Below are 17,367 nucleotides of genomic sequence, written 5' to 3' on the forward strand. Positions count from 1 at the left end.
TACAACATCAGATATGAAAGTGATCAGAAGCTTACATATTGAGGAGGATTTAAAAATGGCAACATATTATTTAGCAGTAGATATCGGAGCATCCAGTGGACGTCACATTCTGGGACATATGGAAAACGGAAAAATGATCCTGGAAGAAATCTATCGTTTTGAGAACGGCATGGTTAAGAAGGATGGAGAGCTCTGCTGGGAGTTTGACCGCCTTTTCAACGAGATCGTAAATGGTCTTAAGAAATGTAAAGAGATCGGCAAGATCCCGGTAAGCATGGGTGTTGATACCTGGGGTGTTGACTTTGTGCTTCTAGACAAGGATGACAAGGTTCTTGGCAACACGGTAGGCTACCGTGATCATCGTACAGAGGGAATGGACGAGGAAGTTTATAAGACAATTTCCCTGAAAGATCTGTATGCAAGAACCGGTATCCAGAAAGCAATCTACAATACAGTATATCAGCTGATGGCAGTGAAGAAGAAACATCCTGAGTATCTGGAGCAGGCTGAGACACTTCTTCATGTACCGGACTACTTCCATTTTCTTCTTACAGGCGAAAAAACTTGCGAGTACACAGAGGCAACCACAGGACAGCTTGTATGCCCGACAACCAAGGACTGGGATTATGAGCTGATCGATATGCTGGGATATCCAAGAAAGATATTCCAGAAGCTGATCATGCCTAGCACAAGCATCGGACATTTAACAGACGCAGTGAAGGAAGCAGTTGGCTTTGATCTTGAGGTTGTAGCACCGGCTACACATGATACAGGGTCTGCAGTTCTGGCTGTGCCTGCAAATGATGACGATTTCATTTATATCAGTTCCGGAACATGGTCTCTGATGGGAATCGAGAGAAAAGAAGCAGACTGCTCTGAGAAGAGCTGTGAGATGAACTTCACAAACGAGGGTGGATATGCAGGACGTTTCCGTTATCTGAAGAACATCATGGGTCTCTGGATGATCCAGTCTGTACGTCATGAGTTTGATGATGCGTACAGCTTTGCACAGATCTGCGAGATGGCTGAGGAGGCAAAAGACTTCCCGTCAAGAGTAAACGCAAACGATGAGTGCTTCCTTTCTCCTGAGAACATGACAAAAGAGGTTCAGGACTACTGCCGCAGAACAGGACAGCAGGTTCCGGAAACTCTTGGCGAGATTGCAACCGTTATCTATACAAGCCTTGCAGATTGCTACGCTAAGATCGCAAAAGAAATCGAGGAGATGACAGGAAGAACCTACAGCCGTATCCATATCGTAGGCGGTGGTTCCAATGCAGGATACTTAAATGAGCTGACTGCAAAAGCTACAAAGAAAGAAATCCATGCAGGCCCTGGTGAGGCTACTGCAATCGGTAATATCACAGCACAGATGCTGAAGGCCGAGGAGTTTAAAACGATCGAGGAGGCTCGTACAACCATCCATGAGTCCTTCGGTATTAAAGTATACAAAGCATAAATAATTTGAGGTCTTATTATGTTAGTTAACACAATTTTGAGAAATGGGTAAAAGACGAGCATCTTGGAATGATCGCTTCTCATTACGACGGATTTGCACAGGGTAAAGCAGGTGTCCTTGACAGTATGCTGATCCCGGCATTCTCCATGCTGATCAAACAGGGTACTGCATGTGCGGTAGAGGGTGACATGAAGGTTGCCATGGCAAAACAGGCGGCGGATATCTGACACAGTTCTATCCGTACACAGGTCCGGTGACCTACCTTGCGATCACTCAGGATAAAGACGGAAACTTCAAATTCGTTGTAGCTGAGGGCGTAAACGAGGAGGGACCGATCCTTTCCTTCGGTGATACAAACATGAGAACACGCTTCACATGCGGAGCAAGAGAGTTTGTTAACCGCTGGAGCGAGGCTGGCCCGACACATCATATGGCAGCTGCTACAGGAAGACACATCGATACGATCCTGAAGGTTGCAAAAATCTTTAACGTACAGGTAGATATCGTGACAAGATAAATTCTTTCTTATGTATTCAACCTAAAACATATTCAAAAAAGGAGACTGCGCGGAGCGGTCTCCTTTTTCAGTGGGAAAAATAAGAAAAAAAGATCTGCCGGAAATGCAGCAGGCAGATTCGGCAGATTTTGGTTTTACAGTTATTTTTTATGCATAAGTGTGTGCTCCCTGGAAAGCTCATCGTGCAGCTGGATGGAAGACCAGTGCTGAGTTACCGGTGTGAGCATGGCCTTCAGTGCAACAGGCGGGATCTGGTTTTCACGGAAAAAAGCAAGAAAATCATCCATCTGTGCACTGGAAAAATCCTTCAGCACGATCATCTCATCACTGAAATTGCTTCCCAGATTAAACTGGGATGAGGGATGAAATCCCGGAATCTCAAAAAGATATCCTAGCGGATGAAGAAATTCCGGCGCAGTGACGATCCGTGTCTTAGCTTTCTGACGGTTCAGATAGCGGCGGATTTGGCGAAGCCGTTCCGGGTCGTTAAAATTATATAAAAGAGCTTCTGGCTGTGTATTCATATAGTGTCATACCTCATTTCTGAATAAAGATTTTTTTGGAACATAAGTTACTTTTCGCGATGTGCAGGGAAGCGGATCTCAACCTCTGTCCCCTCTCCAGGCTTGCTGGAATAAGTAAGTCCGTAATTCTTTCCATAAAGAATCTGAAGACGCCGGTGGGTGTTATAAACTGCGATATTTGTGCCGCCGGACTGGCTTTTTCCCTTTCCGGAAAGGATAGTTGACAGGATTTCCGGCGAAATCCCAACACCGTCATCAGAAATCAGAAGAACAATATCCTCAATGTGGAGATGCGTCTGCCCAATCAGTACGAAAATATGATCTCTATGACAACACTGGATTATATTGAACAGAAATATCGGACTGCTACGCTGACGGAGCTTTGTGGTCGTCTGCATCTTCCCATGCATGTCCTCAGTAAGATGATCAAGAAAAGCACAGGGTTTAATTTCAAGGAACTTCTTCAGAGAAAACGTCTGAACAAGGCTGTAGAGCTGATGTGTGAAACTGATCTGCCTGTCAGTGACATCATTGCGGCTGTAGGCTATGAAAATAACAGTTATTTTCATCGGGTATTCAAGGAACATTATCACATGACACCGCGGGCGTTCCGGGTGAAAAACAGTGAGAAAGAACATGTGAGGCTGTAACAGCCTCACCTGTTTTTTAAATATCATGGAATTGTCCGATCTTGTTTTTGATCCGCTGCATTTCGTTATCCATATCGATCACAGCGCGGGCGCAGTTCAGCAGTTCATTGCTGACATCCTCATAACCGTCCATTTCTTCAATATTCTGCTTGTAACGCAGCTGATGCTCCAGAGTTGCCCAGAAATCCATACCGTTGGTACGGATCTGGATCTCTGCACGCATGGGAGTTTTTCCCTTGGAGAAGAATACGGGGATTTCCACGATCATGTGATAACTGCGGTAGCCGTTTGGCTTTGGATTTTTGATATAGTCCTTTACCTGAATGACGGTAATGTCATCCTGCCTGGTGATCAGGTCTGCAATGGTGTAGATATCATCGATAAAGGCACAGACAACACGGATGCCTGCCACGTCATTCAGCTGATTCTGAATATTCTCCGCAGTAAACTCATAGCCGAGCTTTTTGAGCTTTTTGTAAATGCTTTCCGGCTTTTTGATCCTTGTTTTGATGAAGGAGATCGGGTTACGTTTATATTCCAATGAAAATTCATCGTTGAGGACTTCCAGCTTGGTGCGTACCTCACGGACCGTACATCGATACATCATCATCAGATCATTAAATTTTGCGGAATTTTTGATAAAAACCTGTGGATCGGGGGTATCCAGCCAGGTGTTTGTATTTCTTTCAGCCATAGTGTTTTTCTGGTGAAACTCCTTTCTTATGTGATATTTATAACAATTACTTTTATACAATTATAGAACAAAATGATATTTTTTTCAACATTTGTATTGACATATCAGAAAAGCTGTGCTATTTTATAGAAAAAGTTTAATTGAGTAAACCACTAAACCGTTGAAGCGGAGATAAAGATATTCATGCGCGCACAGAGAGTCCGGGAGGGTGAGAGCCGGGTCGAGAGGCAGTTTATCAAATGGACCGCAGAGGGCACAGGGAAAGATATTTTCGGGTATCAAGTATTCTGTGACGTGAGGGCATACGTCAGTTGCCGGGAATATGAAGGTATTCCGCCAAGTGCACGGGTCAGACCGTGAATCAGGGTGGCACCGCGGGTGATTTTGAATTTAGAGCTCGTCCCTGACAGAACCAGATTCTGTCGGAGACGGGCTTTTCTTGATTTTATGAGCAAGCAGCGAATGCAGATCACGAATGTCCCGTCCTCCGGTAAGGAATGAAAAACTCAGGAGGGCCTGTATATGTATCCAACATTAGAAAAAATCAAAGAACTCGCACAGTCAGGCGAATACCGGCGAATCCCTGTATGCAGAGAGCTGTATTCCGACCGCTATACACCCGTAGAAGTCATGAGGACCTTACGCACAGCCAGCAGACATTGCTATCTTCTGGAAAGTGCCAGCCAGACAGAGGTATGGGGACGCTATTCCTTCCTGGGATATGAGCCATCCATGGAGATCACCTGTACAGACGGAAAGCTTCAGATCCGCAGGATCCATGAGGACGGAACTGAAGAAAAAACCGTACAGCAGGTGAAGCATCCGGGAGATGCTATTCGGGAGATCCTGAAAGAATACAAAAGCCCGGTGATGGAAAATATGCCGACCTTTACCGGAGGTCTGGTAGGATATTTTTCCTACGATTACATCAAGTACAGCGAGCCGAAGCTGGAGCTTACCGACGAGACAGTACAGGATTTCCGGGACATGGATCTGATGCTTTTTGACCAGGTGATCGCCTTTGACCATTACAGCCAGAAGGTGCTTCTGATCACCGGTGTGATGACGGATGATCCGGAAAATTCCTATCAGAAGGCGGAAGCAAAATTAAAAGAGATGGCAGATCTGATCCGAAACGGAAAACAGAAGGAATTTCCGTCTTTGAAACTGAAATCTTCCATTGAGCCGCAGTTCCCGAAAGCAAAATACTGTGAGATGGTTGAGAAAGCGAAGCATTACATCCACGAAGGAGATATTTTCCAGGTGGTGCTCTCCAATCCGATGCGAGCGAAAGCAGAGGGAAGTCTGTTTGATACATACCGTGTTCTCAGGGCTACCAATCCTTCGCCGTATATGTTTTATTTTTCCAGTGATGATATTGAGATTGCAGGAGCCTCCCCGGAAACACTTGCCAGGCTTGCAGGAACAGAATTAAGTACCTTCCCGCTTGCAGGAACAAGACCAAGAGGCAAGACAAAAGAAGAAGACCTGGCGCTGGAAAAAGGACTCCTGGCTGATGAGAAGGAACGTGCCGAGCATAACATGCTTGTGGATCTTGGGCGAAATGATATCGGAAAGATCAGTAAGATCGGTACTGTGAACGTAGAAAAATATATGTGCATCGAGCGTTTTTCTCATGTGATGCATATTGGTTCCACAGTTACCGGCCAGATCCGGGATGACAGGGATGCGGTGGATGCAATGGATGCCATCCTTCCGGCAGGAACACTTTCCGGAGCACCGAAATTCCGTGCCTGCCAGATCATCCAGGAACTGGAACAGAGCAAGCGAGGCATTTACGGCGGTGCTATCGGATATCTGGATTTTGCCGGAAACCTGGATACCTGTATTGCCATTCGCCTGGTTTATAAGAAAAGCGGTGAGATCTGTATCCGGTCAGGAGCAGGGATCGTAGCAGACAGTATTCCGGAAAGTGAATTTCAGGAGTGCTGCAACAAGGCAAGAGCCGTTGTACAGGCAATCGAAACTGCACAGGAGGGACTGGAATGATAGTACTGATCGATAATTATGATAGCTTTTCCTACAATGTTTACCAGCTGATCGGTTCTGTGGAGCCGGATATCAAAGTGGTAAGAAATGATGAAGTGACCATCAAAGAGCTGGAGGCCATGAAGCCGGAGGCATTGATCCTTTCCCCTGGTCCGGGAAAACCGGAGGATGCGGGAATCTGTATTGAATCCATAAAATATTTCAAAGACAAGCTGCCGATCCTGGGTATCTGCCTTGGACATCAGTCCATCTGTGAAGCCTTCGGAGGGACAGTATCCTACGCAAAAGAGCTGATGCACGGAAAGCAGAAAGAGATACATAAAGTTGGAAAGAGCCGGATGTTTGAAGGACTTCCGGAAACTTTTCCGGCAGCCAGATATCACTCACTGGTAGCTATCCGGGATACTTTACCGGAGGAACTGGTTGTTACCGCTGAGTCTGAGGACGGAGAGGTGATGGCACTGGAGCATAAAGAATATCCGATATTCGGATTCCAGTTCCATCCGGAATCTGTTATGACACCGGATGGAAAAACAATGATCGAGAACTTTATGAAGGTTATCAGAGACAGATAAGACAGAGAACAGCAATCCATAAAAGATAGAATCGTTACAGAACAGGAGGAAACAACAATGATCAAAGAAGCAATCATCAAGCTTTCAAAAAAAGAAGATCTTACATATGACGAAGCAGAAGCCGTAATGAATGAGATCATGGACGGAGCGGCAACACCGGTACAGATGGCATCCTACCTTACTGCACTTTCCCTGAAAGGAGAGACTATTGATGAGATCACTGCGTCAGCAGCCGGAATGCGTGCACACTGCATCAAGCTTCTACACGATATGAATGTTCTGGAGATCGTAGGAACCGGTGGTGACGGAGCAAATTCCTTTAACATTTCCACGACATCTTCTCTTGTGATCGCAGCAGGTGGCGTTCCGGTAGCAAAACACGGAAATCGTGCAGCATCTTCCAAGAGCGGTGCAGCAGATGTTCTGGAAGCACTTGGCGTAAAGATCAACATTCCGCCGGAAAAAAGTGCAGAGATCCTGAAAAAGATCAACATCTGTTTCCTGTTCGCCCAGAATTATCATATTGCCATGAAATATGTGGCACCGATTCGTAAAGAGCTGGGAATCCGCACGGTATTTAATATCCTCGGACCATTAAGCAACCCGGCAGGCGCAAACATGGAGCTGATGGGAGTCTTTGACCAGTCTCTGGTAGAGCCGTTGGCACAGGTTATGATGAAGCTTGGCGTGAACCGCGGAATGGTAGTTTTCGGGCAGGATAAGCTGGATGAGATCTCCATGAGCGCACCGACTTCTGTGTGCGAGATCAAGGACGGATGGTTCCAGTCCTATGAGATCACACCGGAGCAGTTCGGCTATACACGCTGCAGCAAAGAAGATCTGGCAGGCGGCACACCGGCAGAGAACGCAGAGATCACAAAAGCCATTGTAAACGGAACCGAAAAAGGCCCGAAGCGTCAGGCGGTCTGCATGAACGCAGGTGCAGCACTTTATATCGCAGGAAAGGCAGAGAGCCTGGAAGTCGGCGTAAGAATGGCTGAAAATCTGATCGACAGTGGTGCAGCTGCTGCCAAGCTTGAGGAATTCATCAAATTAAGTAACGAGATTTGAAAATAATAGCGGCAGAAGAGAAATCGGCAATCCCTATCGGAAGAGATACGAACGGAAACATTAATCTGTCAGACTTCTTGAAAGTGCCGAATGAGAGTTGAACTGAAATATCAAGGAGACAAACAAAGAATGAGCGAAAAAAACATTCTGGAAGAAATCGCAGAAAAAACAAGAGAACGTATCCGGAAGGAAAAACTTCAGTTTCCTCTGGATCAGCTGAAAGCCCTGGCAGAAAAAGCACCACAGCAGCCGTCCTTTCTGGAAGCGTTGAAAAAGCCGGGTATGTCCTACATCTGTGAAGTAAAAAAAGCTTCCCCCTCCAAGGGGCTGATCGCACCGGAATTTCCGTATCTGGAAATTGCGAAAGAATACGAGGCAGCAGGTGCATCTGCGATCTCCTGCCTCACAGAGCCATTTTATTTCATGGGAAGTGACACTTATCTCCGTGAGATCACAGAAACAGTGGATATTCCGGTCCTTCGGAAGGACTTCACGGTGGATAAGTACATGATCTATCAGGCAAAAGCATTCGGTGCATCGGCAGTGCTTCTGATCTGTGCTATCTTAAATGACCAGGAACTCCTGGAATACCGAGAGCTTGCAGAAACTCTGGGAATGGATGCACTGGTGGAAGCTCATGACGAGAATGAAGTGGCAAGAGCATTAAAGACAGGTGCAAAGATCGTCGGTGTAAATAACCGTGACCTGAAAACCTTTAAGGTTGATATGAATAACAGCATCCGTCTTCGAAACCTGGCACCGGACAATGTGGTATTTGTGTCTGAGAGCGGAATCAAAAATGTAGGTGATATCGCTATCCTGGAAAGAAACCGGGTAGGTGCAGTCCTGATCGGTGAGACTCTGATGCGAAGCCCGGATAAGAAAGCTGCATTGGAAAATCTGAATGGTGGAGCGCTTGTATAAAGGCCAAACGAAAGAATAGAGCAAATAAGTAACAGAGCTGACCAGCAGCAAATAGTAACGAAACAGGAAGGGGCAGGGTCAGACAGAAAGGGCAGGATTGGCTGAATATGAGAGAACAACCGTTGAAACATGGGAGCAGAACCAGAATCAAGATCTGCGGCCTGACCCGCCCGGAAGATATCCAGGCAGTGAACCAGGCTAAACCGGACTTTGCAGGATTCATTGTAGAATTCCCAAAAAGCAGAAGAAACGTCACCGTGGAGCAATTGAAGGCTCTCCGGGAAGAACTGGATGATAGCATTTTGCCGGTAGGCGTATTCGTCAATGCACCGGTGGAGCTTCCTGCACAGCTTTTAAACGAAGGAACCATCGCACTGGCACAGCTTCACGGACAGGAGGACGAGAATTATATCAGACAGCTTAAGACCATGACAGACCAGCTTCTGATAAAGGCTTTTTCCATAAAAACAGAAGCAGATATAAAGAAAGCGATCCGTTCGGAAGCAGACTATATTCTGCTGGATCAGGGCGCAGGAGGAACAGGAGAAACTTTCGACTGGAGTTTGGTACCGGTGATCAAACGTCCCTGGTTTCTGGCAGGAGGTCTGGGCTGTGAAAATCTGGAATCGGCCATACATCTGCTTCACCCCTGGGCAGTAGATTTAAGCAGCAGTGTAGAAACCGACGGTCACAAAGACCCGGATAAAATATTAGAAGCAGTATACGCAGTAAGGAACATAAAGGAGGAAATATAACATGTCAAAAGGAAGATTCGGCATCCATGGCGGACAGTACATCCCGGAAACACTGATGAACGCCGTTCTGGAGCTTGAGGAAGCATACAACCATTACAAAAACGATCCGGAATTCAACCGCGAGCTCACAGAGCTTCTCAATGAATACGCAGGAAGACCATCCCGTCTTTACTATGCGGCACATATGACCGAGGACCTTGGCGGAGCCAAGATCTATCTGAAAAGAGAAGACTTAAACCACACAGGAGCCCACAAGATCAACAACGTACTTGGTCAGGTGCTCCTGGCAAAAAAAATGGGCAAGACCCGTGTCATCGCTGAGACCGGCGCCGGCCAGCACGGTGTTGCAACTGCAACCGCAGCAGCACTGATGGGAATGGAATGTGAGGTATTCATGGGAAAAGAGGACACCGAGCGTCAGGCTCTGAACGTATATAAAATGCGTCTCCTCGGAGCAAAAGTCCATGCAGTCACAAGCGGAACCGCAACCTTAAAGGATGCCGTTTCCGAGACCATGCGTGAGTGGACAAACCGTATTGCAGATACCCATTATGTACTGGGATCTGTTATGGGACCGCACCCGTTCCCAACTATCGTACGTGATTTCCAGGCCGTGATCTCCAAGGAGATCAAAGAACAGATGCTGGAAAAAGAGGGAAGACTTCCGGATATTGTCCTGGCCTGTGTGGGCGGCGGCTCCAATGCTATCGGAACCTTCTACAATTTCATTGAGGACAAAGACGTTCGTCTCATCGGCTGTGAGGCAGCAGGACGTGGCGTGAATACTGCGGAGACTGCGGCAACCATCGCAACCGGTCGTCTCGGAATCTTCCATGGTATGAAATCTTACTTCTGCCAGGATGAATACGGACAGATCGCACCGGTATACTCCATCTCCGCAGGTCTTGATTATCCGGGTGTAGGTCCGGAGCATGCACACCTTTATGATATCGGAAGAGCAGAGTACGTTCCTGTTACAGATGACGAAGCAGTAGATGCTTTTGAATATCTTTCCAGAACAGAAGGAATCATTCCTGCGATCGAAAGTGCCCACGCAGTGGCCTATGCGAAAAAAATCGCACCGACACTTGGAAAGGACAAGATCATGGTAGTTACCATTTCAGGACGTGGAGATAAGGACTGTGCGGCAATTGCCCGCTACAGAGGGGAGGATATTCATGAATAAGAGAATTACAGAAGCATTTGCAAACGGAAAAGCATTTATTCCTTTTTTAACCTGCGGAGATCCGTCTCTGGAGGTAACAGAGCAGCTGGTTTATGCAATGGAAGAAGCAGGAGCAGATCTGATCGAGCTTGGGATCCCGTTCTCAGATCCTACCGCAGAGGGACCTGTGATCCAGGAAGCTAATGTCCGGGCACTTGCAGGCGGCGTGACTACAGATAAAGTTTTTGCAATGGTAGAAAAAATCCGTAAAAATACAAAAATCCCAATGGTATTCATGACCTACGCAAACGTAGTATTTTCTTACGGAACAGAGCGTTTTATCAAGAAAGCAGCGGAAGTTGGAATGGATGGACTGATTCTTCCGGATGTTCCGTTTGAGGAAAAAGAAGAGTTTGATGTTGTGTGCAAACAGTACGGCCTTGACCTGATCTCCCTGATCGCACCGACCTCCCATGAGCGGATCGCCATGATCGCAAAAGAGGCGGAAGGCTTTGTTTACTGCGTATCTTCCCTTGGTGTAACAGGAATGCGTACCAGCATTACCACAGATATCGGAGCTATGGTGAAATTAGTAAAAGCTCAGAAAGACATTCCATGTGCAGTAGGATTCGGAATCTCCACACCGGAGCAGGCAAAAAAAATGGCAGATCAGTCAGACGGTGCCATTGTAGGATCTGCAATCGTGAAGCTCTGTGGTGCCTACGGCAAAGACTGCGTGCCGAAGGTGAAGGCTTATGTGAAAGAGATGAAGGATGCGATCAGATAAGTTCCCGGCTGAAATCGCAACACAGATCACAAAGTGTAATAAAAATCTGCTTTATCCCAAAGAAAGGGTAAAGCAGATTTTTTTCCTGCTCTGAACAGAGGCCGGAAAAATTGCAGGAAATATCTACTTGACAGTCAGAGACCAAATGATAGATGATATAAAAAAAGGTGAGGAGGAAATTGGGGATGAATCGGGAAGAAGCAAAGAAGAAAGCAGAAGCGCTGGTTGCCAGGATGACTCTGGAGGAAAAAGCCAGTCAGTTAAGGTACGATGCACCTGCAATAAAAAGATTGGGAATTCCGGCATATAACTGGTGGAATGAGGGACTTCACGGTGTTGCCAGAGCAGGGCAGGCAACGGTTTTCCCACAGGCGATCGGAATGGCGGCAACTTTTGACCGGAAAAGTGTGGCAGAGATGGCCGGTATCGTGGCAACAGAGGGCAGAGCAAAGTATAATGCATATTCCGTAAACGGTGACAGAGATATTTATAAGGGATTGACGTTCTGGTCTCCTAATGTCAATATTTTCCGTGATCCACGATGGGGTAGAGGCCATGAAACTTATGGGGAAGATCCGTATCTTACAAAAGAACTTGGAGTTTCCTTTGTAAAAGCACTTCAGGGAAATGGGGATACAATGAAGGCAGCAGCCTGTGCCAAACATTTTGCAGTACATTCCGGGCCGGAGGCACTCCGGCATGAATTTGATGCGGAAGCATCCGCAAAAGATATGGAAGAAACATATCTGCCGGCATTCGAAGGTCTGGTAAAAGAAGCGAAAGTAGAAGCGGTTATGGGAGCTTATAACCGGACAAACGGGGAACCCTGCTGCGGAAGTCCCACATTACAGAAAAAACTCAGAGGCGAATGGAAATTTCAGGGGCATTTTGTATCAGACTGCTGGGCGATCCGTGATTTTCACGAACACCATATGGTAACGGATACAGCCGTTGAATCTGCAGCACTGGCGATTAATAATGGCTGCGACCTGAATTGTGGAAATACCTATCTTCACATTATGAAGGCATACGAAAAGGGGCTTGTCACAGAAGAAACCATAACCCGGGCAGCAGTGCGGCTTTTTACCACAAGGTATCTGCTGGGGTTGTTTGATGGAAGCGAATATGACCATATCTCCTATCTTGAGGTAGAATCTCCCAGGCATCTGGATGCAGCGGAGAAAGCAGCGGAAAAAAGCTTTGTTCTGCTGAAAAATAACGGGATTCTTCCGCTTGATAAAGAAAAACTGAAAACAATAGGGATCATCGGACCAAATGCGGACAGCAGACAGGCGCTGATCGGCAATTATCATGGGACAGCTTCCAGGTATGTTACCATACAGGAAGGCATCCAGGATTATGTGGGAGACGATGTAAGGATCCTTACTTCCAGAGGCTGTGATCTGTTCCGAGACCGGACGGAGCACCTTGCGTTTACCAGAGATCGTATTGCGGAAGCGAAGGTGGTTGCGGAAAACAGCGATGTGGTGATCTTATGTATGGGACTGGATGAGACACTGGAAGGGGAAGAGGGAGACACCGGAAACAGCTATGTATCGGGAGATAAAGAAGATATTGAACTTCCCGGAGTACAGCGAGAACTGATGGAAGCGATCGCAGATACCGGAAAACCGGTAGTATTCTGTCTGCTGGCAGGAAGTGACCTTAATCTGAAATATGCGGCAGAGAAATTTGATGCAGTCATGATGCTGTGGTACCCTGGATGCCAGGGCGGGAAGGCAGCGGCAAGGGTATTGTTTGGAGAAATCTCGCCATCAGGAAAACTTCCGGTGACATTTTATGAAAGCCTGGAAGAACTTCCGGATTTTACCGATTATTCCATGAAAGGCAGAACATATCGCTATATGGAACGAAAAGCACAGTTTCCTTTTGGATATGGTCTGACGTACAGTAAGGTGGCAGTAGATAAAGCAGAGGTCAAAACATGTGGACAGAAGATAAACGTGGAGGTAGAAGTGCAGAATAACGGCGCATATGATACAGAGGATGTTGTTCAGATTTATGTAAAAAATATCGACAGCAAAAATGCCATTCCAAATCCGATGCTGGCCGGTTTTCATCGGATATTCCTGAAGGCGGGAGAATGCCGAAAAATAGAAATCCCAATATGGGAAAAAGCATTCACCGTAGTAGATGAAACAGGAAAACGGATGGAAGAAGGAAAGAAATTTGAAATTTATGCAGGCTGCAGCCAGCCGGATGAAAAAAGCAAAGAACTGACCGGGATCATGCCGGTAAAGATCATCTGGGAAAAATAATAAGAAAATCTAAAGTAACAGGAGGGCGATGCATCAGGTAGCGCCCTCCCTTTATATCTAACGCATAAACAACCGTACCATTTTCTCATAAATCTTCCGATATTTCTGATACCGCATAGGAAGATCGATCCAGGTCTTTTTATCTACAATACTCTTATAATGAGAGAATGTCCGGAAGCCGTCGATGCCATGATAGGATCCCATGCCGCTTTCACCAAAGCCGCCGAAGCCCATATTGCTGGTTGCCAGATGTATGAGGACATCGTTGATACAGCCACCGCCGAAACCACATCGGGAAGTAACTTCCCGGGCATTTTTTTCATCTTCGGTGAAGATATAAAGAGCCAGCGGATGTGCCATGGAATTGATCTTTGTTACGGCACCTCCGAGAGAGTCATAGGTGAGGACCGGAAGTACCGGACCGAAGATTTCCTGCTGCATGACCGGATCTTCGAAGGTTACGTTATCAAGAACCGTCGGCTCGATCTGAAGTGTTTCACGGTTGGAACCACCGCCGCAGACAGTTTTGGAAGGATCGATCAGACTGTTGATACGGTCGAAATGCTTTTCGTTGATGATCTTTCCATAATTCCGGTTCTTCAGTGCTTCTTTTCCATACTGGCGTGTGATCTGTCTGCGAAGCTCTGCGACCAGGGCTTCTTTGATCTCCGGATCACAGTAGATGTAGTCCGGAGCCACGCAGGTCTGGCCACAGTTCAGGAACTTGCCGAATACGATACGTTTTGCCGCAAGGCGGAGATTGGCTGTTTTGTCCACGATGCAGGGGCTTTTTCCACCCAGCTCCAGAGTGACTGGTGTGAGGTGTTCGGAAGCCTTTCTCATGACCTCTTTTCCCACAGACTGGCTTCCCGTGAAGAAGATGTAATCAAAGTGCAGACTGAGAAGATGTGTGTTTTCCGCACGTCCGCCTGTGACAGTTGCAACGTATTTTTCATCGAAACATTCATGGATGAGAAGACGGATCACTTCACTTGTTGCCGGTGAGTAGGCGCTTGGTTTCAGGATGACTGTGTTTCCGGCTGCAATGGCGTCTACCAGTGGTTCTATAGTGAGAAGAAACGGATAGTTCCACGGACTCATAATGAGAACAACACCGTAGGGGGATGGTTTGCGGAAACTGTGGGAATGGAACTGTGCCAGTGGAGTTGGAACGGTCTGTTCTTTTGCGTAGGAGCGGATATTTTTCAGCATATGTGTGATCTCGGAGAGCACCAGTCCGGTCTCACACATATAGCTTTCGAAATTACTTTTTCCAAGATCCTTTTTCAGCGCGGCGTGGATCTGATCTTCGTGTTTCCGGATGGAAGCGCGGAGACGTTTCAGGGCGCTGATGCGAAAATCAAGGTCAAGAGTTGCGCCGGAGTAGAAGTACTGGCGCTGTTTATCTAAAAGCTGGTTGATCTGTTCTTTTTCCATGGAATTGTAGTCCTTTCTGAAAAAACTGTATTCGAAATATCGAAAAAATCTTTCTATGCCAATGGCTGTTTTAGCAATTGCCTGCCGGAGGCATCAGTCTGTAATACAGTGTCTCAAGTTCGCCGGCATCCATCAGCACAGGAACCGGGTACAGAGGATTGGCTTCTTTATCTGCGTAATGGGCAAGCTCCGGGATGTCTGTTTCCTGGATTTCCGGGATATAGTCTCCGATGCCATAGCGTTTTTTCATATCTTTTATTGCATCAATAAACATCCGGGCAGCAGTTTTATCGTCCTCATGTTTATCGCAGAGACCGGCAGTTACGGCAAGGTTGCGGAGTTTGTGAGTGATGGAATCTCCGTATGTTTCCAGTACCATAGGAAGGATCACTGCATTGGCAAGCCCATGTGGAACATTATATTTTCCGCCGAGGGAATGTGCAATTGCGTGGACATATCCAACGTAGGATTTGGTGAAGGCACAGCCTGCGAAATAGGAGGCGCGGAGCATATTTCGTCTTGCTTCAATATTATTGCCGTCTGTGTAGGCGGTATCCAGATTTTCAAAGATCAGTCTGACAGCATCCAGGGCATTTTTTCTTGTGCCAGGTGTAGTGGAATTTCCAATGTAGGCTTCCACTGCGTGAGTCAGGGCATCCATGCCGGTGGTAGCTGTGATAAACGGCGGAAGGCTTAAAGTCACTTTCGGGTCAAGGACTGCGTAGCGTGGGATCAGCGGAAAATCGTTGATGGCATATTTGTGCCGTGTTTCTGCATCGGTAATGACAGCAGCAAGTGTTGTTTCACTTCCTGTTCCTGCAGTCGTGGGGATGGCGATGAGAAGAGGAAGCTTTTTGTGGATCTTCAGGATTCCCTTCATCTGAGCAAGAGACTGGTGTGGCTTGGCAATGCGGGCTGCTGTGGCTTTTGCACAGTCCATACTGGAACCTCCGCCGAAGCCGATGATCGCCTGGCAGTCATTGTCCAGATACATGTGAAGGGCTTCGTCCACATTGACGGTTGTTGGATTGGCAACGGTTTTGTCGTAGATGTGGTAAGAGATGCAGCTTCGCTTCAGTGTCTGCTCCAGTCTTTCTGTAAGGCCAAGGCTTCGGATCCCTGCATCTGTGATGATGAGTACATTGTTATAGTTTCTTTTTTCCAGAACTTCCGGAATACCTTTGACGCTTCCGATGATCTTCGGATTGCGGTAAGGAAGCAGTGGAAGGGCGAATTTAAAGACATTCTGGAAAACCCGGCAGTAAGCTTTTTTTAATGGATTCATGGTAGTTTTCTTTCCTTTTAAAGTCAAATTATTTTATTCTAAATATTATATATAGCAGTTGGAAGGGGAAAAGTCAAGATTGCCGTTTATGGAAGTGTATCGCGAAGCGTGTTGCTGAGAACAGAGTAACCGTAACGTCATAAAAAAGAAAACAGGAAATATAATATTGTCATGGTTGTAAATATCCTTTACACTAAGGGAGTCAAACAGAATCATTATGTAAGGATTGGATATCCAGCGGAAGGCAAATGTCCGCAGGATAGATATTGATCACGGAGGAAATCATGCCAGAAACAGACACATCCGCAAAAAATCCTCTTCACGTATCCGAAGTGGATGATAATTTAAAAGAATTAAGCCCTCACGGTTCCTTTGAGCTGCCGGTGGAAACCTATATGGCGAACTGTGAAATCTTTCATGCACTGTATGACCACTGGCACAGTGAGATGGAGATCATGTATATTGAAAAAGGCAGTGGCTTTGCCAGACTGAACCGGGAGAGCATCCGCCTGAAAAAGGGGGATATCCTGATCGTGAACTGCGGAGTTCTCCATAGTATGCGCACGGATCTTAAGAAGCCTCTTTATTATAAGAGTGTGGTTTTCAGCCTGGGCTTCCTTGCAGGTCAGCCGGGAGATATCTGCCAGGAATGTGTGGTATCACCATTAATAGAAAACAAGGCAGAATTCTGCCATCATATAGAAGAGGGAGATTCCGGATATGAGAAGCTACGGGAAATTTTTCTGGAGATCCATGACTGTCATACGGAGAAGAAGCCATATTTCTATGTGAAGCTGAAAATGCTGTTTTTTGATTTCTTTTATGAGATGCTGACGAAGCATTATATTATCCCGGTAAGCACAGAGCAGAACAAGAGCCTTGCAGCAGTAAAGGAAGTGCTGGATCATATCAGCCTTCACTACCAGGAGAATCTTACCGTTTCAGAGCTTTCCGGACTTTCCAATTACAGTGAGTATTATTTTATGAAGCTTTTCCGCCAGTATACGGGAAAAACCCTGGTGGAATACATCAATGACTTCCGTATGGAGAAGGCGAAGTATCTTCTTACGCATTCCGATGCACCTGTGACGGAGATCGCCATGCAGGTGGGATTTAACAGTACAAGTTATTTTATAAAGAAATTTCAGCAGTCCAATAAGGTTTCACCGCATAAATACAGGAAGAGTATGAGACAGATCTGAGAAAGCTCCCGAAGCAACCGCATATGTATCGGT

General features: G+C 46.5%; 18 protein-coding genes. 13 read left to right on the plus strand and 5 right to left on the minus strand.

Annotated features, from left to right (window positions below; all coding sequences use genetic code 11):
- Positions 1 to 55 precede the first annotated feature (55 nt).
- From rhaB to AB5026_RS01855, 3 genes are all read left to right on the plus strand, one after another.
- Entirely contained in the window at positions 56 to 1,459 is a 1,404-nt protein-coding gene (gene rhaB, locus AB5026_RS01845) for a rhamnulokinase (protein WP_015527297.1), read from the plus strand.
- A gap of 68 nt (positions 1,460 to 1,527) precedes the next feature.
- Positions 1,528 to 1,686, plus strand: a complete 159-nt coding sequence (locus tag AB5026_RS01850) for a hypothetical protein (RefSeq protein ID WP_015527296.1) — start codon at positions 1,528 to 1,530, stop codon at positions 1,684 to 1,686.
- A 26-nt stretch (positions 1,687 to 1,712) separates the two neighbouring features.
- A complete protein-coding gene (locus AB5026_RS01855; protein ID WP_237971862.1) occupies positions 1,713 to 1,976 on the plus strand; it encodes a hypothetical protein in 264 nt (87 codons plus the stop codon).
- Between the two features lie 140 nt (positions 1,977 to 2,116).
- Here AB5026_RS01855 and AB5026_RS01860 read toward each other — a convergent pair whose 3' ends face one another.
- Both AB5026_RS01860 and AB5026_RS01865 read right to left on the minus strand, forming a co-directional pair.
- A complete protein-coding gene (locus AB5026_RS01860) occupies positions 2,117 to 2,500 on the minus strand; it encodes a DUF3783 domain-containing protein (protein ID WP_368212630.1) in 384 nt (127 codons plus the stop codon).
- Positions 2,501 to 2,547: 47 nt separating this feature from the next.
- Positions 2,548 to 2,898 carry a sensor histidine kinase gene (locus AB5026_RS01865; protein ID WP_368212631.1) on the minus strand — a complete coding sequence of 117 codons (351 nt, stop codon included), beginning with the start codon at positions 2,896 to 2,898 and terminating at the stop codon, positions 2,548 to 2,550.
- A 24-nt stretch (positions 2,899 to 2,922) separates the two neighbouring features.
- Between AB5026_RS01865 and AB5026_RS01870 the strand changes: the two genes are divergently transcribed.
- Entirely contained in the window at positions 2,923 to 3,150 is a 228-nt protein-coding gene (locus tag AB5026_RS01870; protein WP_368212632.1) for a helix-turn-helix domain-containing protein, read from the plus strand.
- Positions 3,151 to 3,166: 16 nt separating this feature from the next.
- Here the strand turns inward: AB5026_RS01870 and AB5026_RS01875 are convergent, their stop codons facing one another.
- Positions 3,167 to 3,844: a GTP pyrophosphokinase family protein gene (locus AB5026_RS01875; RefSeq protein ID WP_022427020.1), complete on the minus strand. Its 678-nt coding sequence runs from the start codon at positions 3,842 to 3,844 to the stop codon at positions 3,167 to 3,169.
- A 522-nt stretch (positions 3,845 to 4,366) separates the two neighbouring features.
- On the opposite strand from AB5026_RS01875, the gene trpE reads away from it, so the two are divergent.
- The 8 genes from trpE to AB5026_RS01915 all read left to right on the plus strand — a co-directional run bounded on the left by trpE (position 4,367) and on the right by AB5026_RS01915 (position 13,410).
- Positions 4,367 to 5,854 (plus strand): anthranilate synthase component I, encoded by a 1,488-nt coding sequence (gene trpE, locus AB5026_RS01880; protein ID WP_368212633.1) that lies wholly within the window; start codon positions 4,367 to 4,369, stop codon positions 5,852 to 5,854.
- Positions 5,851 to 6,429, plus strand: coding sequence for an aminodeoxychorismate/anthranilate synthase component II (locus AB5026_RS01885; protein WP_368212634.1), 579 nt, complete (start codon positions 5,851 to 5,853; stop codon positions 6,427 to 6,429). The genes trpE and AB5026_RS01885 overlap by 4 nt, the downstream gene beginning before the upstream one ends.
- A gap of 57 nt (positions 6,430 to 6,486) precedes the next feature.
- Positions 6,487 to 7,500 carry an anthranilate phosphoribosyltransferase gene (trpD, locus tag AB5026_RS01890; RefSeq protein WP_237971876.1) on the plus strand — a complete coding sequence of 338 codons (1,014 nt, stop codon included), beginning with the start codon at positions 6,487 to 6,489 and terminating at the stop codon, positions 7,498 to 7,500.
- 129 nt (positions 7,501 to 7,629) lie between these two features.
- Entirely contained in the window at positions 7,630 to 8,424 is a 795-nt protein-coding gene (gene trpC, locus AB5026_RS01895) for an indole-3-glycerol phosphate synthase TrpC (RefSeq protein ID WP_368212635.1), read from the plus strand.
- A gap of 107 nt (positions 8,425 to 8,531) precedes the next feature.
- A complete protein-coding gene (locus AB5026_RS01900; RefSeq protein WP_368212636.1) occupies positions 8,532 to 9,179 on the plus strand; it encodes a phosphoribosylanthranilate isomerase in 648 nt (215 codons plus the stop codon).
- A 1-nt stretch (position 9,180) separates the two neighbouring features.
- Positions 9,181 to 10,365 (plus strand): tryptophan synthase subunit beta, encoded by a 1,185-nt coding sequence (gene trpB / locus AB5026_RS01905; RefSeq protein WP_368212637.1) that lies wholly within the window; start codon positions 9,181 to 9,183, stop codon positions 10,363 to 10,365.
- The gene (gene trpA, locus AB5026_RS01910) at positions 10,358 to 11,131 is read left to right on the plus strand and encodes a tryptophan synthase subunit alpha (RefSeq protein WP_059086055.1); all 774 of its coding nucleotides are present in this window, start codon (positions 10,358 to 10,360) and stop codon (positions 11,129 to 11,131) included. The genes trpB and trpA overlap by 8 nt, the downstream gene beginning before the upstream one ends.
- 185 nt (positions 11,132 to 11,316) lie before the next feature.
- A complete protein-coding gene (locus AB5026_RS01915) occupies positions 11,317 to 13,410 on the plus strand; it encodes a glycoside hydrolase family 3 C-terminal domain-containing protein (protein ID WP_368212639.1) in 2,094 nt (697 codons plus the stop codon).
- 57 nt (positions 13,411 to 13,467) lie between these two features.
- Here the strand turns inward: AB5026_RS01915 and AB5026_RS01920 are convergent, their stop codons facing one another.
- The gene (locus AB5026_RS01920) at positions 13,468 to 14,847 is read right to left on the minus strand and encodes an aldehyde dehydrogenase (RefSeq protein WP_110102901.1); all 1,380 of its coding nucleotides are present in this window, start codon (positions 14,845 to 14,847) and stop codon (positions 13,468 to 13,470) included.
- A gap of 70 nt (positions 14,848 to 14,917) precedes the next feature.
- On the minus strand, positions 14,918 to 16,132 hold the full coding sequence (locus AB5026_RS01925) for an iron-containing alcohol dehydrogenase (RefSeq protein WP_092068531.1): 1,215 nt from the start codon (positions 16,130 to 16,132) through the stop codon (positions 14,918 to 14,920).
- Positions 16,133 to 16,416: 284 nt separating this feature from the next.
- Here AB5026_RS01925 and AB5026_RS01930 point away from each other — a divergent pair, with 284 nt between their 5' ends.
- Entirely contained in the window at positions 16,417 to 17,334 is a 918-nt protein-coding gene (locus tag AB5026_RS01930; protein ID WP_015527280.1) for an AraC family transcriptional regulator, read from the plus strand.
- The last annotated feature ends 33 nt before the right edge of the window (positions 17,335 to 17,367 follow it).

This window comes from Blautia sp. RTP21359st1_E11_RTP21359_211015, assembly GCF_040910705.1.
GTDB classification, from domain to species: Bacteria; Bacillota; Clostridia; order Lachnospirales; family Lachnospiraceae; genus Blautia_A; species Blautia_A fusiformis.